The organism is Alteromonas sp. BL110 (assembly GCF_003443615.1).
GTDB lineage: Bacteria > Pseudomonadota > Gammaproteobacteria > Enterobacterales > Alteromonadaceae > Alteromonas.
In genome coordinates this window covers 3873173-3896853 of record NZ_CP031967.1, presented here as the reverse complement: position 1 = coordinate 3896853, position 23681 = coordinate 3873173, and the positions used below count along the sequence as shown (strand labels likewise).

Sequence of the window (23681 nt, the reverse complement as noted above, 5' to 3'; positions counted from 1 at the left end):
CGTAAGGAAACATGCACTAAGCCGTCACTATATCTCATTTTTTTTCGAAAGCAACGTATGTATAGCGTAACTGCGAATGGAGGCAAGCAGTTATCGCTTAGCGCTTCATACTCGGCCTGATTCACTGCATGCCCTCGCCTAGCTTGGTTATCGCTTCCAGCTGCAGCAGGTCGTCTGCTATTTCAACTAGCTTACTTGATATGGTTGGATCCATGAATCTGGCTAACGCATTTAGTGTTTCGCGCTTAATGCTAAGGTCTTGCGGTTTACGTCTAATTGCGATGAACAATGCTTCCAAGCTTTTAATGGATGTGTGAACCGGGTCTTCCTGCTTTTGGTCTTTAGCAGTTCGTGCTGCGCTGATATCTTTCACTTTGTCGTTAAGTGAAGCCACAGTACCGCCAATCGGCTCGAAGTAAGTAGCTGCTTTACCTTTGGCCGTTAGTGACCACGTCTTCTCAGCAGGATCTTTAACGATATACCCTTGCCCACTCAGTCTACCCAGTGCTGCAGAAAGTGGTGGTAATTCAACTGCACCAACAACCTCGGCGAGGATTTCGCGGCTATATGTACAGTTGGGCCTAAAACAATTTAGCAAGTCAGTATCAGTAAACATTACTGGTCCTCAGCGGCAGTGATCAGAATTAAGTCTTCAGGCGCTAAATGAATGCGCCCGTTCAAGTCGTCATCAACGTGGATGATGCGTTCAAAAACAATGGCTACTTTTCCGTAGCTTTTACCATCAAGAATGGTGGGTTCAGTTAATGTGCGTGCGCCTGGCATTGGCCGAACTGCATCACCAACCTTAAAATTCTTCTTTCGGGTTGGTGGTAAGCCCATGTACTTCATCATTCGGCCTTGTGCGCTCATAGTGCCACCAGAGCATAAGCGGCAATAGCGAACGGCATAGCGACTACAAAAAGCGAAATGGTAAGCAAAGCTGCTCTTACCATGCGCACAGTAAGTGGTGGCTGGTGCCACATGTGGTGGTGACCTTTAACTGCTTTATTTTTTGTAGACATAACCATTACCTATTAAAAGTCATCCCAAAGGCTGCTAAGCTGCAAATCGGACAAAAAACAACCCGCAACCAAAGGAATGAAACTATGTACAACCTGCTAATAAAATCTAAATCTAATAGTGAAGTAGATACTGTCGAAATTGATTCAGACGCGTTGCCCCGTATTGGTGAGCAGTTATTCATTGATGATGAATTAATTGCTCAGCACTGCGGCGGCATGAAACACTTTTTAGTTGTTGATATTTCCTATTCACTCAGCTACAAACACCGAGAAGTAGCACCATTTGTAACTGCTGTTCCGGTTTCCTCAACCGAAGATGGGATTCCCGAAAAAAGAGCCGAGCTTCTACAAAAGTTCGGTTGGCTTAATGAGGTTTAACGCCTCTTCAGCTAATTTTTCAATTTCCACGGCCTTTTTATAAATCTCAGTCTGTTCAAACGCGTCTCTCTTTTTTTGTATTGATGCGTTTTTTTCTTCGCTATGCATGGAGCATGTTTGTTGCACACTAGTAATGACACTGAGTGCACAGCTAGCGGCCTTGCTTAAGTTTTTTTCAATCTTTGCTGCTTGCCATACTGGCAGTTGAATTGGTTGGCTCACGATTTCCGCTCCTTAGTACAGTTATAGGTTTGCAGTGCTTCAGTTATGCTTTCGAGTGAAACACTGTTTAAAAGGTATTGTGATGAAACAGCAAAAAAACCTAGAAGCGGCTTTTGCTCTGTTAAAAGAAGCTGTTGAAGCGTTGCGGCCACTTTCGCTGAATGGCTGTGACGACGATTTAGCGTTATTCGTGCAATGCGTGAAGTGTGAGCTAAGCGTTCACAAAGCGCTTCTTGATGAGAAGTCCTAGCTAGAGTCATGCTGCCTTGCTCTCTTCTTCATGTTGCTGCTTTGTGCTAAATACTTCCGCAATGTCGGGTCTTTCGTCTTCTGGAAAGATCACTTCGCCAGGTGTTAATTCCACTGAGGCCGAATACAATGCGGCACACATAGACACGCTGGCCTTTTTTGGGGTGTATGCAAGTTGATTGAGATAACCGACAGTGCTATCCGCTTTTTCAGCCAGCTTCATTCTCATATCTAGCGATTTGTGCTTTTGAAACCATTCTTTGAGTGTCATAAGTCACCTTAACCTTACCGTTAAAGTAAGATTCTAGTATTGACAAATCTTACCGTCAAGCTAATTTACCATTTAGGTAAGATATGGTTTGATTGAGAGACTAAATGAATAAGCGACTGGAATTTATAATGGATGTAAAAGAGGTTAGGCGATTAAACCTTGAATATCTTATAGCTGTGATCGGTTCAATCAAGGCGTTGTCGGACCTTGTAGACACTGATGCAAACTACATAAGCCAACTGAAAAATGGCAATAGCAATAAGAAAATGGGTGATAAGTTCGCAAGGAAGCTAGAAAAGGCCTTCGAAAAACCTGTAGGCTGGATGGATAAACTACAGGTTTCGAAAGATGATAATGTTGGTCACTTGAATGATGAGGACCTACTTACACTGGCCGTTAAAAACGTAATAAACCAGTTAATAGCTGCGGGTATTTATGAGCCAAAGAAATCGATAGACTCAGAAGCTGTCACAAGCTTAATTATTACGGAGTATAAAAACCTAATTAATAGCAAAGATGCTAAGCGCTCTGGCGGGAACGAAAGTCATCAAGCTTTATAATATCAGCCGATTTGACTGCATCACAGTCAGTTAGTTTGTGTTTCTCAATGTAACTTAGGAGCTCTTCTATCAGGGCTTCTCTTCTCTTCGAATATTCAAGCGTTTGCAGTCCGTCACTGCACTCTTCAGCACACTTTTTGAGGTATCTTACATTGGCAATATATATGGCCAATTGCTTTTGTTTTGCCTGATGGTTTGGTTTCGAAAATGATACGAAAACCATTGCAGAAACGACTAAACCAAACACTAACACTAAGAAAAACGTGAACATAGATACTCCTTTATATCCTCACCAACGAACAAATATATAAATAAAAAACAACCAGTAACATTCAAACTTACCGTGTAAAAATCCCATAAGTACCAATATCCAGATGGGAAACCTTTATTGGCAATAGCGGTCCCCAGCTCAATAGATTCACTTATTTTGTTTAGCCCTATCACATTTCTATCAATGTGAAGAAGCAGCTGCATGACCATTGAAAAAATCATGACTGAAAAAACTGTTGTCGTGGTGAAGTTGGGCCCTAGTCTAAATATAAGCGCAGCCATGAAGAACCCGGCGAGCGCATAAAGAAGAAGCCTCGAAGAATAACGAAAGTACACCTGTTCATCGAACGGTAACTCGTTAATCCAAGCCAGTAAGAAGTGCCCAAAGGCGTACATCAAGGCAACCGTAAGTGAAGATGCTATAAGTCTGCTGTTGTGTGAGTTAAATGTCATGTTGTAGACGAATGCCAGGGCGGCAAGTACTACCGCCCACTGGTCTAACGCCCATTCAAAAGCTATTGATATGAGCGCCATGTAATACCTCTATTCGTTATTTTTCTCATCATTTACACCGTTTGTAATTTCCGTTTTCGTACCAGTGTTACCGCCATTATTGCCACCGGTACCACCATGACCTGTCCCCCCAGCCCCAAGCGTTGATGAGCATGAAGAAGGGTTTAAGGCGCAAGTAAGCTTGCTAACGGTATCAGCGTTAGCATTGGTAGAGGCGTAGCACGCGAAGATTGCGATTGAAATTAGAGAGGTGTTTTTAAGCAGCTTTTTCATGATAGTTCCTGTGTATGTTGTTGTACGGATGTACAGCACAACTCTAACAGAAATCTTACTGCTTCAATGAAAATCCCTTACTTCAAACCCCAACTATCTGGTCTTACCAGTTAATTTCTTACCGTTTTGGTATTGCATAACCTTACCTTTTTACTAATATTAGTATTATCTTTTTGGTAAGTAAAGGCAAGATTCTTACCTTTAAGCATATTCCCTGTGGGGTGTCGGTTTAATAAATAACCGCGCCTTAATATATAACGACTGTTCAAAAAAGCAATAGATTTGAACTGGAGATGCGAAAACATGCAAACAAATTCAATACTTAAAGAATCCATCGCGGCAGGCAAAGACGAAATGCTGCTTCTTACAAATGCTATTGCTGAGGACGCACGCTTTACTGTTCAGCACCAAATAGCGCTAGATAAAGGTTATTTCTTTATCGATATTTGGAAAGACGGTGTAAACCACTGCTACTTAAGCAATGCGAACTCGTGGCCTGGTGAAAACTATCTGTTTGAGAAGATTCAAGAGACAGTAAGTAAGCTGCGTGAAATCTGTAAAGAATTTGGTGTTGAATTTACCAGTAGCCAGGCTAAACCGAATAATGTTGTACCTCTATCAAACGCTCACGTTCCTCCTAAGGTTCAGCTGCGTTCCGGTACCATGTTTGATTACACCAACATTAAGCACATGCTTTTTGATATTGAAGACATCGCACACGCGCTTTCTAACATGTGCCGCTTCAATGGCCACACCAATAAATTCTACTCAGTAGCGCAACATTCAGTTCTTGTTAGTGAGTTGGTACCAGAAGAGCATGCGCTAGCTGCCCTACTTCATGATGCTGCAGAAGCTTACTGTGGTGACATGGTTTCCCCTTTAAAGCAGCTGCTACCTGTTTACCAAAGTATTCACACCACTATCGAGCAGAACCTTTACAGAAGTGTCGGCGTTGAATGGCCAGTTCATGCATGCGTAAAAGACGCTGACGTAAAAATGCTAGCTACCGAGGTGCGCGACCTTATGACACCTCACCCTGCTCACTGGGCATTCATTAGTGATCAAGTGCCTTGTGAAGAAATCATTCATCCGCTTCCACCAATGGGCGCCAAAGAACTATTCCTAGACCGCTACTTCAGTTTGCAAGCTAAAGCTGCAGCGTTAGCTGCTAATGCTTAATGAAGCGCGAAGACGAGTTGAACATTGACCTTGGCTTGGCAGTGCTAAGTGTGCTTATCGAGCCAGGGCAAATAATTACTCGTGACGCTATTGCAGAAGTATGCGGCTGCAACGTTTACCGCATCGACAAACTAGAAAAAACCGCGCTTGAGAAGTTCAAGCGAAGAGCACAGCAACGCGGTTTAGACGATTTTATTGAATAGCTGCTAGCAGCTTAACCAAAGGAAAAACGATGAGCGAACAAGGCCCATTAAATGAATTTCTCGCTGAAGTAGATAGCGGTGCATTTGAGCGTCAGCTAACTGCCTTTCTTACAGAGGTGAGTAAATCAATCTTTCGATTCAATAAGGGTGGCAAGTTAGACGTTACCTTCAAAATTGAACCGGCTGCAACGTCTGCCCAAAACGGCGCAGGCATTAAAGTGAAAGTGGTATCTACTGCCAAATATTCACGTCCTACCCCAACGGGCAAGATTAACGAAGAGACCACCACTGAAACCCCAATGTGGGTGAACAAGGATGGTTCTATTAGTTTGCTTGCTAAAAGCCACGACGACCTGTTCGCGGGTCAAGCCAATGTAACTAAGATGACTAAGGAATAACTATGTTAGATCGCGACACACTTCTAGAACTTCAAAAGAGCGAACTTAACAAGCAATTAAATGCGCAGCTGGCTGACACTACTTGCTTGATTCAGGAAAGAGAAGCGCCGGCCATGATGGTACCTGATAATTTCTCTTTACTTAACTTTGAAAACCAACTGCAAAACCGAACACGCTTTCGTGGCTCCTTCACTACGGAAGATATCAAAAGCTTTGTTGATTATGTGAGCGAGTACGTTGGTGATGAAACCCCGCTTTACCCTAACGCGCAAGTATTTATCGACGGTGAAGACATGAAGGCCGCAGCCATTTTAAACGTTGGTGATTTAACTGTACCTGGTCACTGTGATCACAAGGCTACACTTAGCATCCCTAAAACAGCTGCTTACAAAGCGTTGATTTCTGCATGCGATAGGCGTTCTGGTCAACAAGACCTTAGTGATTTTATTGAAGACTGGAAAGACCGCATCACAGTAGACGGTATTTCAGGCGAACAAATGAACCTATCTGTGGCCATTAACGCAGTAAGAACGGTAACCGTTGAGCGTGTACGAGAAATTGAAAGTTCAATAGACCAGTTCGAGAACAGCGCCAGCGTGACAGAACGTGAAGCGGCCAAGAACAAAAAAGACCTACCAGCCTATATCAATTTTACATGCGTGCCCTATGCAGGTCTATCAGAAGTTACGTTCAGGATTCGCGTTTCAATGCTCACTGGTGATGCGCGCATTGCCTTCACGCTGCGCATTGTTGGTGAAGAAGAGCATAACGAACAAATCTCTGAAGAGTTCAAAGAGAAGATTTCAGACAACCTAAACGAGTTGCCTGTTGAAGTATTTATCGGCGGCTTTCGCGCTTAACCATCAATAAGGTGTGGGGCACTGCCCCACTCAGTAACTATGAAACACATATTTCAATTGAACGGTACCGGAGTAAGCGCGTTGGCCAAGGTGATTGGTTCGAACCTGCCGGTTCAGTTTAGCGTTGATGAGGTTCGCCAGTTAGAGAGCCTTGCCATTCAGTTAGAACGCGCTGAAGCGCTAGAAGAAACAAGCAAAAAGGATTAGGCAAATGAGACCGCATAACGATGTATTTCAACAATTCACTGATTCATGCTTTCGCGGCAAAGGAACGACTGAAAAGCGCCGCACCAAGCAAGAATCACTCGAAGCTTGTCGCGTTCGTCGTCGTATAGAAGCGCTGGAAATGGCGAAAGAACTGGGCGTAACACTTGAAGATTTGGGGATGCAGTAATGATTAAACTTGATTTTAAGGCCTTAGGCCACTGCCCTGTTAATGGCGCCCTAATTTCAGCTAATGAGGTTAGAGAGGCATTCGCCCCAATCGTTGAAGCTGCCACGCGTAATGAGCAAAAGCTTGAAATGCTGCTTGAACATTGCGCTGTTAACAACTTGGTTAGCGAAGGTGGATGTGCAGTTGATGCAATTATTCAGGAACTGGCACGCGTTAATGCAGAAAATGAGCGCTTAAAGCGTTTGGCCATGTCTGAACTGCAGCAGCATGCAGAAACCATTAATGACGGAAACGTCGAATGCGGCCTATTACAAAAACAGTGTGAGCAGCTGCAGGAACAAATCAACCAGGTCACTCGCGAACGTGATCAATGGAAAGAGGTGGCCAGCGCATGAGTAATGTATTTAAAGATATAAAAAAGCTTCCTTTTCCTCATACAGCCAGAAGCTTTCCTGAAATGGCCGCGGTATTCGCTGAAGAAGATGTTCGGGAAACTGTAGCTAGTTTTGAAGCCGAACTCGCAAGGGTTAGTGATCGCGTGAGGGAATTAGAGTACATCAAAGAGGGTCTAGCAAAAGAAGTGTCCATTTTGTTGAGGCGCTATGGTGATATTTGGTATGACGGCTTCCAAAGCGCCAAGGAAGAGCAATCAAAATTGAATTTGGGCTGTATAACAGACATATCTGATGACGTTATTTTATCTATGTCAGAGGCTGCTGAAACAAAGTATTTAAAAAAAGCTTCCTCGAAAGTCGCAGAGTTACCAATGCAAAAAGCGCTAAACAAATTCGCCATAGAGAAGAAGATTGAGGCGCTTCATTCAGCTGCCAGCGATTTGGAGGAGATTAAGTCAAAGCTAGGAGAAGATATAGTAAGAAGTTCTCTAGCAGTTGCTATAGGTTACTTAAAGTCTAAAGCAGAACAACTACACAAGGAGCAAGAAGAATGAGTGATTTAAAACCATGCCCTTTTTGCGGTGGTGAGCCTGAGTTGATTTCAAGTAAACCATCAACGGCTAATCACAACAAAGGCGCAGTGCATTTCGGAGTGGCTTGTTTTGAGCTCAAGTGCCCTATAATGCCCTACCCTAAACTTTGGCAAGTTAACGAAACTGACGCAGTAAACGCTTGGAACAAACGCAAGGAGCAAGAGTGATGAGTCTGGTAAGAGAAAACTTGTTATCAAGGTTAAATTACACGCCTTATTGCGGTGGAGAGTGTTGCAAGGTAATGCCTCGCACTTCCTTTAATGGTAGCCAGTTCCAATGCTCTAGTTGTGGTTGGGTTTCAAGGTTCGAGCCTGAATTTATTGAGACGTATATTTCTAGGCAAGAACAACTACGCAAGGAGCAAGAGTGATGGACTACGATAATCTTTTTAACATCAGCTGGGCGCTTCTGATTTGCTCTTCACTTCTCTGTTTTTTCGGTGTGATTGTTAGCTTCAAATACTACGGTGGAGACTGCCGAACAGAGCCAAGGGCGTTTAACTATTTAATGCGTTCTGTGTGCTGGGTATGGATTGCATCTATAGTAGCCGTTTTCGTGTTTGGCCTACTGGCGTTGGGTAAAAACTCATGATGCAAATGAAACTTCCTAAGGCATGCATAGCCTGTAATCACTTTTCAGTTGAAGGGTATAAGCAAGATAAGCACTGCCCTTACGTTGAAAAGTATACAGGCCGTGCGAAAAACAGAACCCAGTTCGGTACCTGCGAAGCGCATGGTAAAAAAGTATTCTGCACTGAAATCTGCAGCAGCTTCGTTCACGACTCTTTAATTGAAGTATTCGAAGTTACGAACAGGCCAGAGCCGCTAGAGCCACACCAGGCTAAAATGTTTGGACAACTTGAATGAAACCGCAAAATGAACTTAAGCCCTGCCCTTTCTGTGGAAACTCAGACGTGCATGTGGATGGCGTACACCTAGCTTTTGCGCCCCTTCACCGCGACAACCACACAGTGAACGCGTTCATTAGATGCGAGAAATGCCCGTGCAGCATGCACATGCAATTCGATTCAAAACAGAAAGATTGGCGAAACATTATAGCAGCAGCATGGAATCAACGCATGGAAGGCAAGCCAAGAAATAACGAAAAACGGAATGTTAATGTTGCTAGTTCACCAACAGAAGTAGCGCATCAAACTGATTTATTTGGAGTCCTTTAATGCAAATTGTAATAGGCTCAGATATAACGACAATGACCGGGTACGAGAAGCGAAGCTCTCAAGTGCGCTGGTTTGAAGAGAACGGTATCACCTACCGTGTAAATGCTAAAGGGGAAGTGTGGACAACCGACGACTGGCTAAATGGCCGCGACAAAGCGCCAGCTGCAGCAAATGATGACGGTTTTAACCCTAACTTTTTGAAATAGATTATGCCACGTAAACGTAAAGTAGAAGATCAATGGATGCCTCAGCGAGTGTACAAGGGGCGCAGCGCTTACGAGTTTAAACCCGTAGGTGGTGGAACTGTGCGCCTTTGTGATGTCGACGCCAAACAATCGGAAGTATGGGCTGCTTACGAAAAGTATATGGCCATAGCCAACAACAAACACACTGTTCAACATCTAGTTGAAACGTTCTTTGATAGTGCTGATTTCCGCGAGTTATCGTTACACACGAGGAAAGACTATAAGAAGTACAGCAAGAAAGTACTCAGTGCATTCGGCAAAATGGACCCGAATACGGTTACCCCTGTTCATGTAAGAAAGTTCATGGACATCCTTGGCCAAAAGTCACCAGTTCAAGCAAATAGACACAAAGCATTTTTATCTCGTGTATTTCGCTGGGCATACGAACGCGGCAAAGTTCAACGTAACCCATGCCAAGGTGTTAAGCAGTTCAAAGAGAAAGCGAGAGACCGCTATATTGAAGACTACGAGTATGACGCGGTTTATCAGAGAGCTTGCCCAGTAGTTAAAGCAGCAATGGAAATTAGCTATTTGTGCATGGCCCGTAAAGCTGACGTGGTTAAACTGCATCAAAGCCAGCTGCTTCAAGACGGTATTTTCATACAGCAAGGTAAAACGGGTAAGAAACAAATTAAGGAATGGGGCCCACGACTACGCAAGGCTGTAAGCACAGCAAATGAAATAAACCCAGACGTATTCAGTATGTTTGTGCTTCACCAGAAGAACGGTCACCCTTTCGCAGTAGCGAGTTTCGATCAGCGCTGGCGCAAAGCTATCATCAAGGCGCGTGAAGAAACCCAGCTACCTTTAGATTTCACGTTCCATGACATCAAAGCAAAAGGTATTAGTGACTTTGAGGGAACAGTAAGCGAGAAACAACAAGCCAGTGGCCACAAGACAGAAAGCCAGGTTCGTGTTTATGACAGAAAAGTCTCGGTGGTACCAACAGTGGAGAGTAAGAAGTGAGTGAAGACTATTGTGATGTAAGTGGGTGTGAGTACTGCCATAGAATTCCAGTCTCTAACTATTATGGCGCACGTCTTTGTGATGACTGTATTGAAATGGAAAGGAATACAGACTGGGATGCTTATGAAGAGAAGAAGAGAAAGCGGATAGCAGAAGAAAACGAATACTAAAAACCCGTCATGCGACGGGTTTTCTTTTACTGGTCTAAGCCTTCGAGCTTTCGAACTTCGCGAATAGCTGCTCTTAAACTCTCTTTCTTTTCCGGGGTCCATTCCGTATCGGTAACCGAAGGGCTTGGAGCAGAAGCCGCAAGGTCACCAGAAGCAAATGCTAACTTAATAGTTTCTGCTAGAGGTGATTCGCTTAACTTTAAAATTTCTTTATCATTTAACGTCATTATATACCCTCCATGAATGATGCTGTCTGTAATACAAGTATAGTCGTAGACAGGATCTTTTACATTTGTTTTACCGCTATTGAAATCAACGTACTTATGTATATTGCTAGTAAAAGGATCCCGCTCCGCCGCAGCTGTCAATGCTGTCCTTGAGCACTGTGTAACAACCCAGCTCTCAGCTGCTGCTTTTCCACCGCTACCAGTGAAGGCTGCTTTTAAATCGCTAGTCTCAACACACTTGTAAGCTATTTTAAGACCACAATCGTGAATCACTTCGTTATTGACCTTATCAATAACGATCAGTGAAATACCATTTTGTCCGTTCACTTCAGTTTCTGGTAAATCATCAGGGTCTAAACTTTCAAACCACCATTTTTTCCATCGAGCGATTAACTGACCATCGCCAGCTAAAATCATTACCGCGTTATCTCTGTTTGCAATTTTTTCAAATTCGCAATCATCGACGAAAACTAAGTAAATAGTACCTTCGATATTAACGGGAGCTGACCATCTAGTGTCAGTCAACACAAGCCTATTGAAGCGATCGTAAATTGTGGTAGTCATCTATTCCCTGAATCTTTCTTATTTTTTGCTTTTGCTCAATCTTTAAAACAACTTTAATCTCTCATAAGAAAAAAAATTGTTCAACAAAAAGCGCAATACAACCAGGGCGTGAATACTGACAGAAAGGGTAGTAAATTTCAATTTTTGAGGATTAATATTCTGAAATAATATTCTGAAATATTATGAAATGAGTTTTAGATGTGTTTTAAGTGGCGGGGGTGATTGTTGTAAGTTGCTGAATTTAAATAGTTTTTAATTGGTGCCCGGGGCCGGACTTGAACCGGCACGCTGTTACCAGCGAGGGATTTTAAATCCCTTGTGTCTACCAATTTCACCACCCGGGCATCGGGTTGCTTTTCAGCAAAGGTGTCAGGTGTAGAACCTGATGCTGCGTTGCAGCGTTTGGAGGCGGAACCCGGAGTCGAACCGAGATAGACGGATTTGCAATCCGCTGCATAGCCATTCTGCCATTCCGCCAGATGCGTCTGGCGCGTGATTAAAACTCATCTCTAAGAGATTGGAGCGGGAAACGAGATTCGAACTCGCGACCCCGACCTTGGCAAGGTCGTGCTCTACCAACTGAGCTATTCCCGCATGTCTTAATCGACCATTTCGTTTGGTTGATGTCCTCTCGAAATGTGGGGTGCATTCTACCTACCCATTCAAAACTGTCAACACAAAAAAGCGTTTAAATTGAGATAAATGCGGTTTTTTATGATCGTTTGCTATTTTTTTATTCACTTTGATTAAACCGCGATCAATTCTACTTTACTGCGCCACTTCGAAGGTGTGGCCACGCCGCTTTTGTATAAACAAACATTGACCAAATTGACAGCACTGCAGAGAAATATAAAAGAATATAACCTAAAGAAACCCAATAAATTGTTACGCCCATAAAAGTTTCTAACCCTGAAAGTAACCCAATTAAGGCCAACATTTGAGCAGTTGTTTTGGCTTTACCTATAAAAGACACTTTAACTGCGTCTCTTACGCCATTTGAACCCATCCATTCTCTTAGGGCCGATACATAAATTTCACGCACTAAAAGCGCAATGGATGGCAACGTTATCCAAAGGTTTGCATAACTATGTGTGATCATAAGAAGCGCGGCACCAACAATGAGTTTATCTGCCACTGGGTCTAAGAAGGCACCAAAGGGCGTAGATTGCTGAAGTTTTCTTGCTAAATACCCATCAATCCAGTCAGTAATGGCTGCCAGCCAAAAGATAAAGGCCCCTGCCTCGTGCGCCCAGCGCCAATCAAGAAAATAAACAACCACAAAAACAGGTATAAGGATTACTCGAAATAAAGTAATACAGTTTGGAACAGTCCACATAAAAATTACGTCTCGGTGTTATGCCTCTATGGGCGTTTCAGCGCAGTAGCTTTTTAGCTTAGCGTCTTGCATTTTCATAACACATTACCTTAATTCGTAATGTATTGCTTGTTACTCAGTCATTTATTGATGAAGGTGGTCGTAAATAGTATCCGCCAATTCAGGGCTTATGCCTGGTACACTTGCTATTTCATCTTTACTAGCCTTTTTGAGACCTTGTAAGCCGCCCATAAACTTTAACAACGTTTGTCTGCGCTTAGCGCCAATACCAGGAATACTTTCAAGACTCGAGGTTGTTTTCACTTTCTGACGGCGGTTGCGGTGCCCAGTGATAGCAAATCTGTGTGATTCATCGCGGATATGCTGAATAAGGTGAAGCCCAGGCGAATGGCTATCCATTGGAAGCACTTGATGACTGCCTGCCAGTATCAAGGTTTCCAAGCCCGGCTTACGAGTAGTGCCCTTTGCTACACCTAACAACATGGGCTTCTTATCATGAGGCCAGTCTTCAAAAAAAGCCTCAGCTTGAGCAAGCTGACCTTTACCACCATCTATTAATAGAAGGTCCGGAATTTTTTGCACTTCTTTAACGGACTTATAGCGACGCTTTAGTGCTTGCGCCATAGCCGCATAATCATCTCCAGGTGTAATGCCTTCAATGTTATAGCGACGGTAGTCACTTTTAAGCGGCCCTTCACGATTGAATACCACGCAGGACGCCACTGTTTGTTGACCGGAGGTGTGAGAAATATCAAAACATTCCATGCGCTGAATGGGTGTATCCACTTCAAGGGCAGCTTCTAAATCGAGATAGCGTGCAAACACCGACTTTTGTTGACTGTACTGTGCATCTAACGCAGTTTCTGCATTTGATTGAGCTAGCTGCAGGTATTTACGCTTCTCTTCCCTCGCCCCTTTAAAGAAATGCACCTTGTGCCCTGCTTCACTGGCAAGTACATCTGCAATAGCATTTTCATCACTTAAGGTGTTGCTTAACACTATTTGCTTGGGAATGACTTTGTTACCCGCTAAATAAAATTGTAGGAAGAAAGATTCGAAAACTTCTTGCTCGTCGGCCGTATTGGGTACTTTAGGGAAATACGCTTTACTGCCTAATAACTGTCCTTCGCGAATAAACATAACTTGAATGCAGGCCATGTTGCCTTTGAACGCAAACCCAAACACATCCATTTCGTCCTGGGTACCGGCAACCCATTGTCGCTCTTGTACTTTCCTTAATGCGTTTATCTGATCGCGATAGCGCGCAGCGGCTTCGAAGTTTAATGCTTCACTGGCTTTTTCCATTTTGTCCACCAGCCCACCAATAACTTGCTGGTTTTTACCTTTTAAAAATAAGCGAGCAAAATTGACCTGCTCTTTATATTCCTCGTCGCTCACATAGCCTTCAACACAAGGCGCGCTGCACCGTTGCATCTGATACTGAAGGCAAGGTCTGCTGCGCGCACGGTAATAGCTGTCTTCGCATTGACGAACAGGGAAAATACGCTGCATAGAACGTAAGCTTTCTCGAACTGACCATGCACTAGGGTATGGCCCGAAATATTCACCCTTTTTCTTTTGCGGGCCGCGATGAAAAGACAGCCGCGGATGCTCGTGGTCTGATAAAAAGATGAAAGGGTAAGACTTGTCGTCACGCATTACCACGTTGTAACGCGGCTTATACTTCTTAATGAAGTTGTTTTCTAGCAGAAACGCTTCGGTCTCACTATTTACTACGGTTACATCCATGTTCGCAATCTGACTGACTAACGAACGGGTTTTAGCGTTATCAAGGTTAGTACGAAAGTAACTTGATACTCGCTTTTTAAGGTTTTTGGCTTTTCCTACGTAAATAACCTCGTCCTGGCTGTTGTACATACGGTACACACCAGGTTGAGAGGTTAAATTCTTAAGAAATGCTGCTGAATCAAATGCAGACATAATCACTTTGACGTTATGCGTCTAGTGACGCTTAAAAGGTATTAGGATTGATTAGCTTATGACGGTAGGCTAAGTGTGTTAACTCTACGTCAGACGTCACGCCTAATTTTTGAAACATACGATAACGGTAGGTATTAACCGTTTTGGAATTGATGCTAAGTTCTCGGGCAATATCTGGCACTTTATGACCTTCGGTTAATCTCATGGCTATAGTAAGTTCTCTACTCGATAGCTCATCAAATGGATTATCCGAACTTGGCAATAACTTACTTATCGCAATAATATTGGCCATTTCGTTGTCGAGATACATTTGCCCCGCTGCTACTTTACGAATGGCAAGAATGACCTCGTCTGGCTTTGCGTCTTTGGTAAGAAATCCAAACGCCCCCGCTTCCATTACCTGCATAGGTATAGGGCTTTCTTTGTGCATTGAAACACATATCACCCGCGTATTTTCTGACATGCGAACAATTCTCTTAGTCGCTTCTAGTCCACCAATACCGGGCATGTTCACGTCCATGAGTACCACATCTGGCGCATTTTTTCGGCACATTTGTACCGCATCTTCACCGTTACTTGCTTCATCGATAACAGTAAAATCTTCTACGTCTTCCAGAATTCGGCGTATCCCTCTTCTGACCAAATCGTGATCATCTGCTAGGATTATTTTTATCACTCTAGTATCTCACTGACTTCAGTTTTCTAAACAACTAGGTTAAAGGCCGCTAATTTTCGTTAATGATAACTATTAACAACCTAAAACCTTATCACAGTCATCATACCACGAGATAAAAATTCGTGAAGTAGAGATACACAAATTGAAACTAAATTATTGATCTAGATTACTTTTAGTCAATTAAATTGGTAAATCAAACCAAAGGGCAACCAAATCTTGAGATGCAGTGAGCGAAATACTATCTTCCTCGTAGATTCCAATAGCATCGCCAGATTCTAATTCTACCATCCCAGGTTCACTTTTCACCGAAGCTTCAGCCACACCTGAGATGATATGAAGATATCCTTTCTGCCTTTCAGTATTTCGATACCATGCTTCTTGATACCTCAAGGTCAAACGACTTATTGATGCATTCTGCTTAATTCTCAACGATTCATGTCTGCCGTCGTCACTTACAAGCAATTCAAGCTTTTCATTTTCTTTCCCACCAGCGCGTCTGCCGAAGGTTTTTTGCATATAACCTGGCGTTCCGCCTTTTACATTTGGCGCAATCCAAATTTGCAGAAAGTTCACAGGTTCTTCACTAGACGGATTAAACTCTGAGTGCATGATGCCGCGACCTGCACTCATCACTTGTATATCACCCGCAGGTACCACGTATTCATTGCCCGTGTTATCTTTGTGTTTCAAGGCACCGCTCACTACATATGAGACGATTTCCATATCTCTATGGCCGTGAGTCTCGAAGCCTCTACCTGCTTGAACAATATCATCATTAATCACCCTTAACGCTGAAAAGCCCATGTGTTTCGCATCATAATAGTGCCCAAATGAAAAACTGTGTCGGCTTGTTAGCCAACCAAAATTGACTTTTCCTCTTTCATTCGCTTTTCTCAAGTACATCATTTTATTTCCTTAAGCCTTTCTGCTCTCACAACACCTTCTAACTTTCCACGTGCCACGTAGCAGCTTCTATCTTGGCTGATTTCATTCGCAATAAAGTTAGTTTAATTCTTTCTAGTCGGAATAAAATGCGGGATTATAGAGTCAGTTATTCTATTATTTAGAATGCTGTCATCGGTCATGAAAAAGGGGTCGATTAGAAACTCATTGGTTTGTAATTCAAGCTAAGCGGTAGCGAACAGCTACGACATGAAACACAAACGCTGCAGAGCGGTCTCGATAACCGCTGGATGACAGGCCAAATTAAGCCTTATATGATTCGGCGCACCGAAGGGTGCTCCGTCGTTACCTACTACGCCCCGCTCTATACACTGCTCTACACTTGCAACAGGTGAATAACGAAGAATTTGATCAGACTCCTTTCCTAATGAGTCTTTTTCAGTCGACACAGAAACCATTGGTTGCGAAATGTTCGAGGGAAATGTGGCGAGATCTAGCCAAAGAAAGTAGCCAGCGCTTCCCATTGTATAATTTACATTGATGCCGTAGTGCTTGAAGAAACGCACAACGAGCTTTCTATTGAAGGCTAACGCACCTTTAACCCCATCTAACCATGTACTGCCTTTTTCATAGGCAGCAATAAGTGCAACTTTGCCCAAGTTGCTCGCATTAAGGTGCCGTTCGCTAATAGCTTGGGCAAACCTTTCTCGTGTCTTTTTGTCTTTTACAATTGCATACGACGCACCGGGAATACTCGCTAGGTTAAAAGCTTTAGAGGCGCTATTAATGTGAATGCTCCGAGGCGCAGGCACAATATTTTTACCTATTGGTTTATCTCGCTTATTTATTTCCTCTTCATTTAAACCTGCCCTATCAAGTTCACAGCCAAAGATAGGAATAAGGGTCGGTTCGTTGTGTGAGTTGAAGGCAAATTCACTGTGTACTTCATCAGTGATCAATAAAATATTGTGGTTAGCGCAGAAATCCACAATCTTACGCTGTGCTCTAGCGCTCAATACGGTGCCAGTAGGATTATTTGGATGGCAGATTACAAATGCTGCGGCAGATTTGTCTAAAGCGTTAAGAGCTATGTCGGTAAACGAATTATTAATACTTTGATGATTACAAGTGTGTGACGAAGCTACATCAGTAAATTTTTCTTCAATGGTATAGGCTGACTGCCCTACAGGTATATATACAGGTTTTAAATCGTTGTTTTCCACCGTTTCGGTTATAGGCGAATAAGTAGGCGTTAAAACCATCACCTTTTGTCCGGCTTTACAGAATGTACGAAGCGCGACATCTATTGCGCCAATTACACTGGCTACATCGACCACATCACTACTGCTAACTTCAAACCTGCTATATCGTGGCGCACTACGTTCAAAACGTTTGGCTACTGCCTCACCAATATCAAGAGACTGATATCCGTATGTTGAGCGAAGATTTTGTGTAACTGCACTTATAATGTTATCGCAAGGGGGTATATCCATGTCGGCTATCCACATTGCAATAGGTTCTTGCTGCAAAGCTCTAACCGATGCCTGATTGCCCCCTATGCTATAAAAGCGACGCAATATAGCTGAATACTTAAGTCGGGTTTCATCGAGTTTTAGGTGAGCAGGAGCCTGCCACACATTTTTGTGAGGCATAAATTCATGCTCAACTTTACTGAACACTGGCAGTTGACTTTGCCCTTTGTTCACCCTCGACTTACCCTTTTAAACGTTGTTTTGCCTTTTAGCTTACTCTGCTAAGTTTGTTCCGTTGAGTTACCCTGTTGACTCGCTTTACTTGGCTTGTTGGCACTGTAACAATCTCAACGCGTTGCCCAATTATTATTTATGCAGGTATAGATTCAGACATCAATATCAAGCCGCGCTTTGTTTAGTGGCATAACCCAGAGCACGGGCCCTAAGCGCGGCATTATGCTCCTTTTTTCGCTTTTACTCGCTTATCTTTTCAAATACATTGAACTCCGAAAGCGTGTGCTGATATTTACGTTTGGTTTCGCGGATGACAAACGGCAACTCTGTGGGCTCCCCAACACGCTTGAAGCCGCTACCTAGGGCATCTTCTAATGCTTGCGTAGAGCTAAGTGTTTCACCATTTTCATCTTTATAGCCCCCTAACCACTCGCTTCTCTCTGTGTATTCTTCCAGCCAAGTGAAGGGGCTGGCTACAACCAGCAGACCGCCTTTGTTTAAACGTTTTGCCATATCAGCCAATACTTTTCTAGGGCTGTAGACCCTATCAATCAAATTCCCCATGAAGATAAGGTCGTACCCAGTATATTGAGGCTTTAAATTACACGCATCGCCCTGAGCAAAAGCGACTTTTTCCGCACTTTCTTCTAAACCTAAGGCCGAAAGTTTCCTTGCCTTGAATGACGTTAGTTCGCCTTCTTCTATTAGGTTATAGCGGATCTCTCCACGCTCTTGCATATCGAATGCGGTTTTTATAAAGCGAGCAGAAAAATCAATGCCATCAACGTGGTCGAAATACTTAGCAAGTTCAAAAGAAGACCTTCCCACAGCACAACCTAAGTCTAATGCTTTGCTATGCTCACGCCCTTGCATATTCTCAATACAAAACTGAGCACTGGCTTTGGCGAAATTAGGCACACCATAGTATTCGTCACCATAGTGAAACTCGCTATATTGCGACACTTGTGTATCGCTTTCGTAATCAAAATCGTTCACTGCTATAACTCGCTTTCCTTGAACATATCTAAACCCGGCGTGCTGAAAGAAATGGCGCCTAAATGCGTAACGGCTGTCTTTCATTGCCTCGTTGCCAGTAGATACCCAGCTACCACCTTTAATGAGGTTATGCTTGTTATCATACGTTGGCGTAGTAAAGTCATCGTACAGAGGGTGCACCTTAAAACCTTCAAACGGATAAATTGGTGTTTCAGTCCACTGCCATACGTTCCCTACCACATCAAAAAATTCACCTGACTGATTAACATTAACAGGCTCACTCGAAGCGTATTTTTGAAGCGCAATATTGAAACCATCAGCGTATACGGTTTGTGTTACACCAGCATTCTGACGTAGAGCTTGCCATTCGTTTTCTGTCGGTAGGCGAACAAGCGAACCAGTCTTCTCGCTTAAGTAATTACAAAAGGCTTTAGCTTCATGATAATTAACGTCTACCGGCCAATCTACAGGAAGTGGGTGTTCTTCAAGCATACTGCGATAGGCATAGTCATCGCCCTTTTTGACCCAAAACACAGGGTGTTGAGCCTGGGTGTATTCACGCCACTTGTTGCCTTCAGCTTCCCAGTACTTCGCGTTGTGATAACCGCCGTCTTTAACGAAAGCTAAATACTCGCCATTGCTTACCAGAAACTTAGATGCACTAAACTCGCTTACAGATTCTTGCTGAGTTCCGTATTCATTGTCCCAGCCGTAATAGGCACTACCCCAATTTTTATCATTAATTACCGTTTGCGCTTGAACTGTAATTAATGCGTTGGGAGCAAGTTCTTCAGGATTAGTGAGCATTGTAGGGCAAACAGGCCATTCTGAACTAGGTCGTACAGACGAAATGGGTAACTGCCTAATAAGTACAGACGAGGTTTCTAAATGAATGCGTTCGTGTTCTATTCCCATCACTACAGGCCACATTGGACTGTCCCAGTCGATAGGCATGCTAAAAGACATGGTATCTATGAGGTCACATACCAAGGTGCGCACTTGATTTCGATATTGACGCACCTCTTCAACCTTTGGCCAGTCATAATTTTCATCGTTGAGGTCATCCCAACTCATTTCATCTACGCCTATCGCAAAGAGCGATTCAAACTTAGGGTTGATACGCTCGTTGATAGCCTTTGAAAGCACGAGCTTATTGATAAAAAACGTGGCAGTGTGGCCGAAATAAAAAATTAACGGATGACGCAGCGTTTCAGGTCGTTCGTAAAAGGCCTCGTCATTCGCTAGGCAAGAGAAAAGTGATTCATATGTGTTGAATGAGTCGAGGAAATACGCCTTTATTTCCTGTCTTTTTTGTCCAACCGTACCTTCCCGAAGATTAAGTGTGGGCATTGCCTGCATAATGTCCTCTTGAATTCTTGTTATTACTACCAACTGCGTAGGACCAGCGATATACGTACGAGTACACCGCTTTAATATGCCGTAATGATTTCAGTTGATTGTAAACCTTTTTATATATATCAAGCTTTTGTGAATAAAGCGCGACATAACTTGGTTTTTATGAAATGTTTTGTAATTACAAGATACAGACAGGATGAGATCAGAAAATATTTCACCCATAAAAAAACCCGCAACAATGTGCGGGTTTTCGTAATATGGCGGAGAGTGAGGGATTCGAACCCCCGGTGGGTTTGACCCCACGTCTGATTTCAAGTCAGGTGCATTAAACCGGGCTCTGCCAACTCTCCTTAAGTGATGCTTATCTTAATGATTTACGGCACGCTGTAAAGCACTAATTTCAATTAAATCAATCAACTGGTGAAATATTCATCTTTTTGCAAGAAGCTTAATCACCTTTGATTAAAACTGAATCCATTTGTATTACTTATGCGCTTAGTGTTTCTAGCTATAAATTCTTTAATGTACAACTTGAGGGATATAAGTGCCCTTTCCACAGCACTAGTCCTTTGCGTTTATTAGTCGAGCGACGGCGCTCCTTCTCTCACTCAATAAAACATTTATTTTAGCCATAAAAAAACCCGCAACTGTGTGCGGGTTTTTCAAATATGGCGGAGAGTGAGGGATTCGAACCCCCGGTGGGTTTGACCCCACGTCTGATTTCAAGTCAGGTGCATTAAACCGGGCTCTGCCAACTCTCCTTAAGTGCTGCGTATCTTAATGATTTCTGAGGGCCTGTAAAGCACTAATTGTAAGATTTCGATCTAAGCGAACAATTGATAAACAAAGTGTTCAATTATTAGTAAAAGAACACTCCGTTTACCTATATTTCATACTGTACTTGATAAACTACGAACATAAATTGTGTAGTGCATAAATCACAAACGTTCTAGTTTTCTTAGCGAAATCACGGAGTGGAAGAAAGCTCCCACGCCGTATGCTTTTGACACTACATTCTAAAGCTTTCCATTATTGCTGGCACACCAGGGAACATACCGATTAATGCCATAACCGTACACAGCACTAAGAAAGTAATACCAGGAATCACCCAGCGCCCAGCTTTGCCTAAGTCACCTGCCCTGTCTTTACATCCAACTACACCCAAATTATCTAATAGCATGGTAAAAGACCACCCAAATACAGGGTTAACTAGCACAGACGAAATGACGACCAATGCCGCAGACTGGGTTGTTTTTCCTTCTCGTGTCATTTGCATACCCGCTTCCATTAACGGAAGGAACACGCCAACAATTAAAGCCACACAGAGTACTGGAGGCCAAATAGCTAGGTCCATAGGATAACCCCACAGCGCGGCGACAACACACAATAGCCCGGTAACTAATGCGCCACCGGGAATGGGTCTGCGAGCAATAGACGCAGGGATAATGTAGGTTCCCCACGAAGAGGATATATTACCACCTCCCAATAAGCTTCCTACTGCTTGACGGCTTGAAGCTGCAATCATGGTGTCATCGATATTCATGTGCGCCCTTTCACTTTTTTTAGGGTAGCTAAGCTTTTGAAAAACTTGATGCCCCAAAAAGTCTGGCGACCACATAGACACTGCGAGTACAGCAAAAGGAAGCACTGCAATAAAGTGCGACCAGTCTGGTAAGCCTAGTTTCCAGCCTGTGTCTTCGCCCCACCAATATGCAGGGTTCAAATTAGGCATACCCGGCGATGTGGTGAACTCAAACGGTGCGCCAAAAGCAAAAGCTATTACTGCAGCCATCACTGCGCCAAGTGGAATGGCTAACCAGCGCTTTTTAATATGCTCTAGCCATGCGTACATAAGAATAGTGGCAATCAGCACTACAAAGGCTAAATAAGCCATGTCGAAGCTCTCTGCCCAAGCAAATAGCTTCTTAACCTGGCCTGTAATGCCTATGAAACCTAAATATAGCAATAGCCCACCACACACACCGTTACTGGTGAGTTTAGCGAGTATGCTACCGCCCTTTGTTATGCCTAATATGAAACCAAACAAACCGATGAGCAGGCCGAGCGCCATGGGGTGACCACCAGAAGCAACGATAAGAGGCACCAGTGGCAAAAGCGGCCCATGGGTTCCCGCTAAATTGGCAGACGGGTTAAGAAAACCTGAAATCAAAACAACGAACAATACGGCGGCTATAAGTAACTCGAAGCGTACGTTTTCAATAACAAATTCAGGTGATAAACCAAGCGGCGCTGCGAATGCACCAACGACGGCGGCAACCATAACAATTTTACCTATGGTTGCAGCCATACCGGGCACAAAGTCTTCCCACTCAACGCGATAATCTTTACCAGGTAGGTTTAACCGCCAACGTTTAGGAGAAAGTATTTGTAATTCGTGGTTTAAATAATCGTCTCGTGATTTAAAGCTACTGCTCGGTTTGTGAAGATTTTGATAAGAAGAACTTTCCTGTGACACATAACACCTTTAGATTGCGCGAAGAAAACGCAAGCCTAAACATGTGAATGGAATGTAACAATGCGACTGTGGTCTTATACGAAAGTTTAACGTGGCAGATAGGCATAAAAAAACCCGCAACAATGTGCGGGTTTTCATAATATGGCGGAGAGTGAGGGATTCGAACCCCCGGTGGGTTTGACCCCACGTCTGATTTCAAGTCAGGTGCATTAAACCGGGCTCTGCCAACTCTCCTGAAGTGCTGCGTATCTTAATGATATTTTTATGACTGTAAAGCGAAAAATTAAAAAAGTTGTCTAAGTGCCGAGATTTCAATCAAATACGCTGTTTAGCACGTATAAAAGATGTTTTTATATTCACCTGACACCATTTTCATCTGAAACTACTTGAAAATGGGAACTAAAACCCATACAACATACACTAAATAATTGTGTACCATTTTGGTCATATCATAAGTCCTATTGGAGGAAACAATGGATCAACGTTCGATGTATTCAAGTGCATCTCAACCATCGGTATTGCAGACGAACAAGGTTCTACGCAACACCTATATGCTGCTTGCGATGACACTAGCGTTTAGTGCGGTTTGTGCTGGTATAGCAATGGCGGTAGGCATTTCTCCTATGATGTCTCTTGTTATGACTATCGGCGCATTTATTACTCTTTTTGTAGTCCAGAAAAAAGCGGATTCAGCGTCTGGTATTTACTGGGTGTTTGCATTCACTGGTTTAATGGGTGCTTCACTAGGTTACACGCTTAATTTCTATTTAGGTGTAGCTGGTCCTGGCCTAATCATGGAAGCACTGGGTGCAACAGCACTTGTGTTCTTTGCGCTATCTGGCTATGCCCTTACTACTAAGAAAGACTTCTCGTTTATGGGTGGCTTCTTGGTTGTAGGTTTAGTTGTAGTGCTTGTAGCTGCTATTGCGAATATCTTCTTCGCAGTACCGGCGGTAAGCCTAGCAATTAGTGCAGCGATTGTGTTCATCATGTCTGGTTTCATCTTGTTTGATACAAGCCGTATCATCCACGGTGGTGAAACAAACTACATTCGCGCTACAGTTTCGCTATACTTGAACATCTATAACTTGTTCACGTCTATCCTTCACCTTCTAGGTGCGTTTGGCGGCGACGATTAGTTTAGCGTTAAAGGTTGAAAAGA

33 protein-coding genes and 6 tRNA genes are annotated in these 23681 nt (G+C 43.3%); 18 read left to right on the top strand and 21 right to left on the bottom strand.

The features are described 5' to 3' along the window. Nucleotides 1–121: 121 nt before the first annotated feature. Genes D1814_RS16980 through D1814_RS19460 form a run of 3 tightly spaced genes read right to left on the bottom strand, consistent with a single transcriptional unit; the run spans nt 122 to nt 1022 of the window. On the bottom strand, nt 122–616 hold the full coding sequence (locus D1814_RS16980) for a hypothetical protein (RefSeq protein ID WP_118494617.1): 495 nt from the start codon (nt 614–616) through the stop codon (nt 122–124). After that, entirely contained in the window at nt 616–870 is a 255-nt protein-coding gene (locus tag D1814_RS16975) for a hypothetical protein (RefSeq protein ID WP_118494616.1), read from the bottom strand. The genes D1814_RS16980 and D1814_RS16975 overlap by 1 nt, the downstream gene beginning before the upstream one ends. Continuing rightward, on the bottom strand, nt 867–1022 hold the full coding sequence (locus D1814_RS19460) for a hypothetical protein (RefSeq protein ID WP_162889839.1): 156 nt from the start codon (nt 1020–1022) through the stop codon (nt 867–869). The genes D1814_RS16975 and D1814_RS19460 overlap by 4 nt, the downstream gene beginning before the upstream one ends. 84 nt (nt 1023–1106) lie before the next feature. Here D1814_RS19460 and D1814_RS16970 point away from each other — a divergent pair, with 84 nt between their 5' ends. Next, nucleotides 1107–1400: a hypothetical protein gene (locus tag D1814_RS16970; RefSeq protein WP_118494613.1), complete on the top strand. Its 294-nt coding sequence runs from the start codon at nt 1107–1109 to the stop codon at nt 1398–1400. On the opposite strand, the gene D1814_RS16965 is transcribed toward D1814_RS16970, so the two are convergent. Further along, nucleotides 1368–1622 carry a hypothetical protein gene (locus D1814_RS16965; RefSeq protein ID WP_118494611.1) on the bottom strand — a complete coding sequence of 85 codons (255 nt, stop codon included), beginning with the start codon at nt 1620–1622 and terminating at the stop codon, nt 1368–1370. The genes D1814_RS16970 and D1814_RS16965 overlap by 33 nt on opposite strands. Nucleotides 1623–1704: 82 nt before the next feature. On the opposite strand from D1814_RS16965, the gene D1814_RS19455 reads away from it, so the two are divergent. Further along, nucleotides 1705–1872: a hypothetical protein gene (locus D1814_RS19455; protein WP_162889838.1), complete on the top strand. Its 168-nt coding sequence runs from the start codon at nt 1705–1707 to the stop codon at nt 1870–1872. 6 nt (nt 1873–1878) lie between these two features. Here D1814_RS19455 and D1814_RS16960 read toward each other — a convergent pair whose 3' ends face one another. Further along, on the bottom strand, nt 1879–2142 hold the full coding sequence (locus D1814_RS16960; protein WP_118494609.1) for a hypothetical protein: 264 nt from the start codon (nt 2140–2142) through the stop codon (nt 1879–1881). 104 nt (nt 2143–2246) lie between these two features. On the opposite strand from D1814_RS16960, the gene D1814_RS16955 reads away from it, so the two are divergent. After that, nucleotides 2247–2702, top strand: coding sequence for a hypothetical protein (locus D1814_RS16955; protein ID WP_118494607.1), 456 nt, complete (start codon nt 2247–2249; stop codon nt 2700–2702). Nucleotides 2703–2954: 252 nt separating this feature from the next. On the opposite strand, the gene D1814_RS16945 is transcribed toward D1814_RS16955, so the two are convergent. Both D1814_RS16945 and D1814_RS16940 read right to left on the bottom strand, forming a co-directional pair. Continuing rightward, entirely contained in the window at nt 2955–3506 is a 552-nt protein-coding gene (locus D1814_RS16945) for a hypothetical protein (protein ID WP_118494603.1), read from the bottom strand. 9 nt (nt 3507–3515) lie between these two features. Continuing rightward, complete coding sequence (locus tag D1814_RS16940; RefSeq protein ID WP_118494601.1) at nt 3516–3758, bottom strand: hypothetical protein; 243 nt, start codon at nt 3756–3758, stop codon at nt 3516–3518. A 303-nt stretch (nt 3759–4061) separates the two neighbouring features. On the opposite strand from D1814_RS16940, the gene D1814_RS19500 reads away from it, so the two are divergent. From D1814_RS19500 to D1814_RS19445, 14 genes are all read left to right on the top strand, one after another. Then, nucleotides 4062–4937 (top strand): hypothetical protein, encoded by an 876-nt coding sequence (locus D1814_RS19500; protein ID WP_205422066.1) that lies wholly within the window; start codon nt 4062–4064, stop codon nt 4935–4937. Next, on the top strand, nt 4937–5140 hold the full coding sequence (locus D1814_RS16930) for a hypothetical protein (protein ID WP_118494599.1): 204 nt from the start codon (nt 4937–4939) through the stop codon (nt 5138–5140). The genes D1814_RS19500 and D1814_RS16930 overlap by 1 nt, the downstream gene beginning before the upstream one ends. Before the next feature lie 29 nt (nt 5141–5169). Then, the gene (locus D1814_RS16925; protein WP_118494597.1) at nt 5170–5538 is read left to right on the top strand and encodes a hypothetical protein; all 369 of its coding nucleotides are present in this window, start codon (nt 5170–5172) and stop codon (nt 5536–5538) included. Nucleotides 5539–5540: 2 nt separating this feature from the next. Then, the gene (locus tag D1814_RS16920; RefSeq protein WP_118494595.1) at nt 5541–6398 is read left to right on the top strand and encodes a DUF2303 family protein; all 858 of its coding nucleotides are present in this window, start codon (nt 5541–5543) and stop codon (nt 6396–6398) included. A 39-nt stretch (nt 6399–6437) separates the two neighbouring features. Beyond that, the gene (locus tag D1814_RS19450) at nt 6438–6605 is read left to right on the top strand and encodes a hypothetical protein (protein ID WP_159613765.1); all 168 of its coding nucleotides are present in this window, start codon (nt 6438–6440) and stop codon (nt 6603–6605) included. 4 nt (nt 6606–6609) lie between these two features. Beyond that, nucleotides 6610–6792, top strand: a complete 183-nt coding sequence (locus D1814_RS16915) for a hypothetical protein (RefSeq protein ID WP_118494594.1) — start codon at nt 6610–6612, stop codon at nt 6790–6792. Next, on the top strand, nt 6792–7187 hold the full coding sequence (locus D1814_RS16910) for a hypothetical protein (protein ID WP_118494592.1): 396 nt from the start codon (nt 6792–6794) through the stop codon (nt 7185–7187). Before D1814_RS16915 ends, D1814_RS16910 begins: the two co-directional genes overlap by 1 nt. Continuing rightward, a complete protein-coding gene (locus tag D1814_RS16905) occupies nt 7184–7741 on the top strand; it encodes a hypothetical protein (RefSeq protein WP_118494590.1) in 558 nt (185 codons plus the stop codon). Before D1814_RS16910 ends, D1814_RS16905 begins: the two co-directional genes overlap by 4 nt. Next, nucleotides 7738–7947 (top strand): Lar family restriction alleviation protein, encoded by a 210-nt coding sequence (locus tag D1814_RS16900; RefSeq protein WP_118494588.1) that lies wholly within the window; start codon nt 7738–7740, stop codon nt 7945–7947. The genes D1814_RS16905 and D1814_RS16900 overlap by 4 nt, the downstream gene beginning before the upstream one ends. A 420-nt stretch (nt 7948–8367) precedes the next feature. Continuing rightward, nucleotides 8368–8646: a hypothetical protein gene (locus D1814_RS16885; RefSeq protein WP_232368915.1), complete on the top strand. Its 279-nt coding sequence runs from the start codon at nt 8368–8370 to the stop codon at nt 8644–8646. Beyond that, entirely contained in the window at nt 8643–8957 is a 315-nt protein-coding gene (locus tag D1814_RS16880; protein ID WP_118494582.1) for a Lar family restriction alleviation protein, read from the top strand. The genes D1814_RS16885 and D1814_RS16880 overlap by 4 nt, the downstream gene beginning before the upstream one ends. Beyond that, the gene (locus D1814_RS16875) at nt 8957–9163 is read left to right on the top strand and encodes a DUF4224 domain-containing protein (RefSeq protein WP_118494580.1); all 207 of its coding nucleotides are present in this window, start codon (nt 8957–8959) and stop codon (nt 9161–9163) included. The genes D1814_RS16880 and D1814_RS16875 overlap by 1 nt, the downstream gene beginning before the upstream one ends. Nucleotides 9164–9166: 3 nt before the next feature. Beyond that, nucleotides 9167–10168, top strand: coding sequence for a phage integrase central domain-containing protein (locus D1814_RS16870; protein WP_118494578.1), 1002 nt, complete (start codon nt 9167–9169; stop codon nt 10166–10168). Beyond that, nucleotides 10165–10338, top strand: coding sequence for a hypothetical protein (locus D1814_RS19445; RefSeq protein WP_162889837.1), 174 nt, complete (start codon nt 10165–10167; stop codon nt 10336–10338). The genes D1814_RS16870 and D1814_RS19445 overlap by 4 nt, the downstream gene beginning before the upstream one ends. Before the next feature lie 26 nt (nt 10339–10364). Here the strand turns inward: D1814_RS19445 and D1814_RS16865 are convergent, their stop codons facing one another. From D1814_RS16865 to D1814_RS16800, 14 genes are all read right to left on the bottom strand, one after another. Further along, entirely contained in the window at nt 10365–11129 is a 765-nt protein-coding gene (locus tag D1814_RS16865; RefSeq protein WP_118494576.1) for a hypothetical protein, read from the bottom strand. A 257-nt stretch (nt 11130–11386) separates the two neighbouring features. After that, nucleotides 11387–11473: transfer RNA gene (locus D1814_RS16860), tRNA-Leu, on the bottom strand. A gap of 59 nt (nt 11474–11532) precedes the next feature. Continuing rightward, nucleotides 11533–11606: transfer RNA gene (locus D1814_RS16855), tRNA-Cys, on the bottom strand. A 41-nt stretch (nt 11607–11647) separates the two neighbouring features. Next, a tRNA-Gly gene (locus tag D1814_RS16850) sits at nt 11648–11723 on the bottom strand. 169 nt (nt 11724–11892) lie between these two features. Continuing rightward, complete coding sequence (pgsA, locus tag D1814_RS16845; RefSeq protein ID WP_118494574.1) at nt 11893–12465, bottom strand: CDP-diacylglycerol--glycerol-3-phosphate 3-phosphatidyltransferase; 573 nt, start codon at nt 12463–12465, stop codon at nt 11893–11895. 123 nt (nt 12466–12588) lie between these two features. Continuing rightward, nucleotides 12589–14406, bottom strand: a complete 1818-nt coding sequence (gene uvrC / locus D1814_RS16840) for an excinuclease ABC subunit UvrC (RefSeq protein WP_118494572.1) — start codon at nt 14404–14406, stop codon at nt 12589–12591. Nucleotides 14407–14437: 31 nt separating this feature from the next. Continuing rightward, a complete protein-coding gene (uvrY, locus tag D1814_RS16835; RefSeq protein WP_118494570.1) occupies nt 14438–15082 on the bottom strand; it encodes a UvrY/SirA/GacA family response regulator transcription factor in 645 nt (214 codons plus the stop codon). Nucleotides 15083–15262: 180 nt separating this feature from the next. Next, nucleotides 15263–15988, bottom strand: coding sequence for a pirin family protein (locus D1814_RS16830; protein ID WP_118494568.1), 726 nt, complete (start codon nt 15986–15988; stop codon nt 15263–15265). A 239-nt stretch (nt 15989–16227) separates the two neighbouring features. Continuing rightward, on the bottom strand, nt 16228–17637 hold the full coding sequence (locus D1814_RS16825; RefSeq protein ID WP_409049192.1) for an aminotransferase class I/II-fold pyridoxal phosphate-dependent enzyme: 1410 nt from the start codon (nt 17635–17637) through the stop codon (nt 16228–16230). Between the two features lie 294 nt (nt 17638–17931). Next, a complete protein-coding gene (gene ovoA, locus D1814_RS16820) occupies nt 17932–20046 on the bottom strand; it encodes a 5-histidylcysteine sulfoxide synthase (RefSeq protein ID WP_118494565.1) in 2115 nt (704 codons plus the stop codon). Between the two features lie 255 nt (nt 20047–20301). Next, nucleotides 20302–20393, bottom strand: a tRNA-Ser gene (locus D1814_RS16815). A 319-nt stretch (nt 20394–20712) separates the two neighbouring features. Next, nucleotides 20713–20804, bottom strand: a tRNA-Ser gene (locus D1814_RS16810). A 248-nt stretch (nt 20805–21052) separates the two neighbouring features. Next, nucleotides 21053–22519: a DUF3360 family protein gene (locus D1814_RS16805; protein WP_118494563.1), complete on the bottom strand. Its 1467-nt coding sequence runs from the start codon at nt 22517–22519 to the stop codon at nt 21053–21055. A gap of 142 nt (nt 22520–22661) precedes the next feature. After that, nucleotides 22662–22753 (bottom strand) — tRNA-Ser (locus D1814_RS16800). A gap of 239 nt (nt 22754–22992) precedes the next feature. On the opposite strand from D1814_RS16800, the gene D1814_RS16795 reads away from it, so the two are divergent. Further along, nucleotides 22993–23658 (top strand): Bax inhibitor-1/YccA family protein, encoded by a 666-nt coding sequence (locus D1814_RS16795; protein ID WP_014949619.1) that lies wholly within the window; start codon nt 22993–22995, stop codon nt 23656–23658. The last annotated feature ends 23 nt before the right edge of the window (nt 23659–23681 follow it).

Coding starts and splice junctions, on each gene's coding strand:
- D1814_RS16980 (WP_118494617.1), bottom strand. CDS start 616: ATGTTTACTGATACTGACTTGCTAAATTGTTTTAGGCCCAACTGTACA.
- D1814_RS16975 (WP_118494616.1), bottom strand. CDS start 870: ATGAGCGCACAAGGCCGAATGATGAAGTACATGGGCTTACCACCAACC.
- D1814_RS19460 (WP_162889839.1), bottom strand. CDS start 1,022: ATGTCTACAAAAAATAAAGCAGTTAAAGGTCACCACCACATGTGGCAC.
- D1814_RS16970 (WP_118494613.1), top strand. CDS start 1,107: ATGTACAACCTGCTAATAAAATCTAAATCTAATAGTGAAGTAGATACT.
- D1814_RS19455 (WP_162889838.1), top strand. CDS start 1,705: ATGAAACAGCAAAAAAACCTAGAAGCGGCTTTTGCTCTGTTAAAAGAA.
- D1814_RS16960 (WP_118494609.1), bottom strand. CDS start 2,142: ATGACACTCAAAGAATGGTTTCAAAAGCACAAATCGCTAGATATGAGA.
- D1814_RS16955 (WP_118494607.1), top strand. CDS start 2,247: ATGAATAAGCGACTGGAATTTATAATGGATGTAAAAGAGGTTAGGCGA.
- D1814_RS16945 (WP_118494603.1), bottom strand. CDS start 3,506: ATGGCGCTCATATCAATAGCTTTTGAATGGGCGTTAGACCAGTGGGCG.
- D1814_RS16940 (WP_118494601.1), bottom strand. CDS start 3,758: ATGAAAAAGCTGCTTAAAAACACCTCTCTAATTTCAATCGCAATCTTC.
- D1814_RS19500 (WP_205422066.1), top strand. CDS start 4,062: ATGCAAACAAATTCAATACTTAAAGAATCCATCGCGGCAGGCAAAGAC.
- D1814_RS16930 (WP_118494599.1), top strand. CDS start 4,937: ATGAAGCGCGAAGACGAGTTGAACATTGACCTTGGCTTGGCAGTGCTA.
- D1814_RS16925 (WP_118494597.1), top strand. CDS start 5,170: ATGAGCGAACAAGGCCCATTAAATGAATTTCTCGCTGAAGTAGATAGC.
- D1814_RS16920 (WP_118494595.1), top strand. CDS start 5,541: ATGTTAGATCGCGACACACTTCTAGAACTTCAAAAGAGCGAACTTAAC.
- D1814_RS19450 (WP_159613765.1), top strand. CDS start 6,438: ATGAAACACATATTTCAATTGAACGGTACCGGAGTAAGCGCGTTGGCC.
- D1814_RS16915 (WP_118494594.1), top strand. CDS start 6,610: ATGAGACCGCATAACGATGTATTTCAACAATTCACTGATTCATGCTTT.
- D1814_RS16910 (WP_118494592.1), top strand. CDS start 6,792: ATGATTAAACTTGATTTTAAGGCCTTAGGCCACTGCCCTGTTAATGGC.
- D1814_RS16905 (WP_118494590.1), top strand. CDS start 7,184: ATGAGTAATGTATTTAAAGATATAAAAAAGCTTCCTTTTCCTCATACA.
- D1814_RS16900 (WP_118494588.1), top strand. CDS start 7,738: ATGAGTGATTTAAAACCATGCCCTTTTTGCGGTGGTGAGCCTGAGTTG.
- D1814_RS16885 (WP_232368915.1), top strand. CDS start 8,368: ATGATGCAAATGAAACTTCCTAAGGCATGCATAGCCTGTAATCACTTT.
- D1814_RS16880 (WP_118494582.1), top strand. CDS start 8,643: ATGAAACCGCAAAATGAACTTAAGCCCTGCCCTTTCTGTGGAAACTCA.
- D1814_RS16875 (WP_118494580.1), top strand. CDS start 8,957: ATGCAAATTGTAATAGGCTCAGATATAACGACAATGACCGGGTACGAG.
- D1814_RS16870 (WP_118494578.1), top strand. CDS start 9,167: ATGCCACGTAAACGTAAAGTAGAAGATCAATGGATGCCTCAGCGAGTG.
- D1814_RS16865 (WP_118494576.1), bottom strand. CDS start 11,129: ATGACTACCACAATTTACGATCGCTTCAATAGGCTTGTGTTGACTGAC.
- pgsA (WP_118494574.1), bottom strand. CDS start 12,465: ATGTGGACTGTTCCAAACTGTATTACTTTATTTCGAGTAATCCTTATA.
- uvrC (WP_118494572.1), bottom strand. CDS start 14,406: ATGTCTGCATTTGATTCAGCAGCATTTCTTAAGAATTTAACCTCTCAA.
- D1814_RS16830 (WP_118494568.1), bottom strand. CDS start 15,988: ATGATGTACTTGAGAAAAGCGAATGAAAGAGGAAAAGTCAATTTTGGT.
- D1814_RS16825 (WP_409049192.1), bottom strand. CDS start 17,637: ATGCCTCACAAAAATGTGTGGCAGGCTCCTGCTCACCTAAAACTCGAT.
- ovoA (WP_118494565.1), bottom strand. CDS start 20,046: ATGCAGGCAATGCCCACACTTAATCTTCGGGAAGGTACGGTTGGACAA.
- D1814_RS16795 (WP_014949619.1), top strand. CDS start 22,993: ATGGATCAACGTTCGATGTATTCAAGTGCATCTCAACCATCGGTATTG.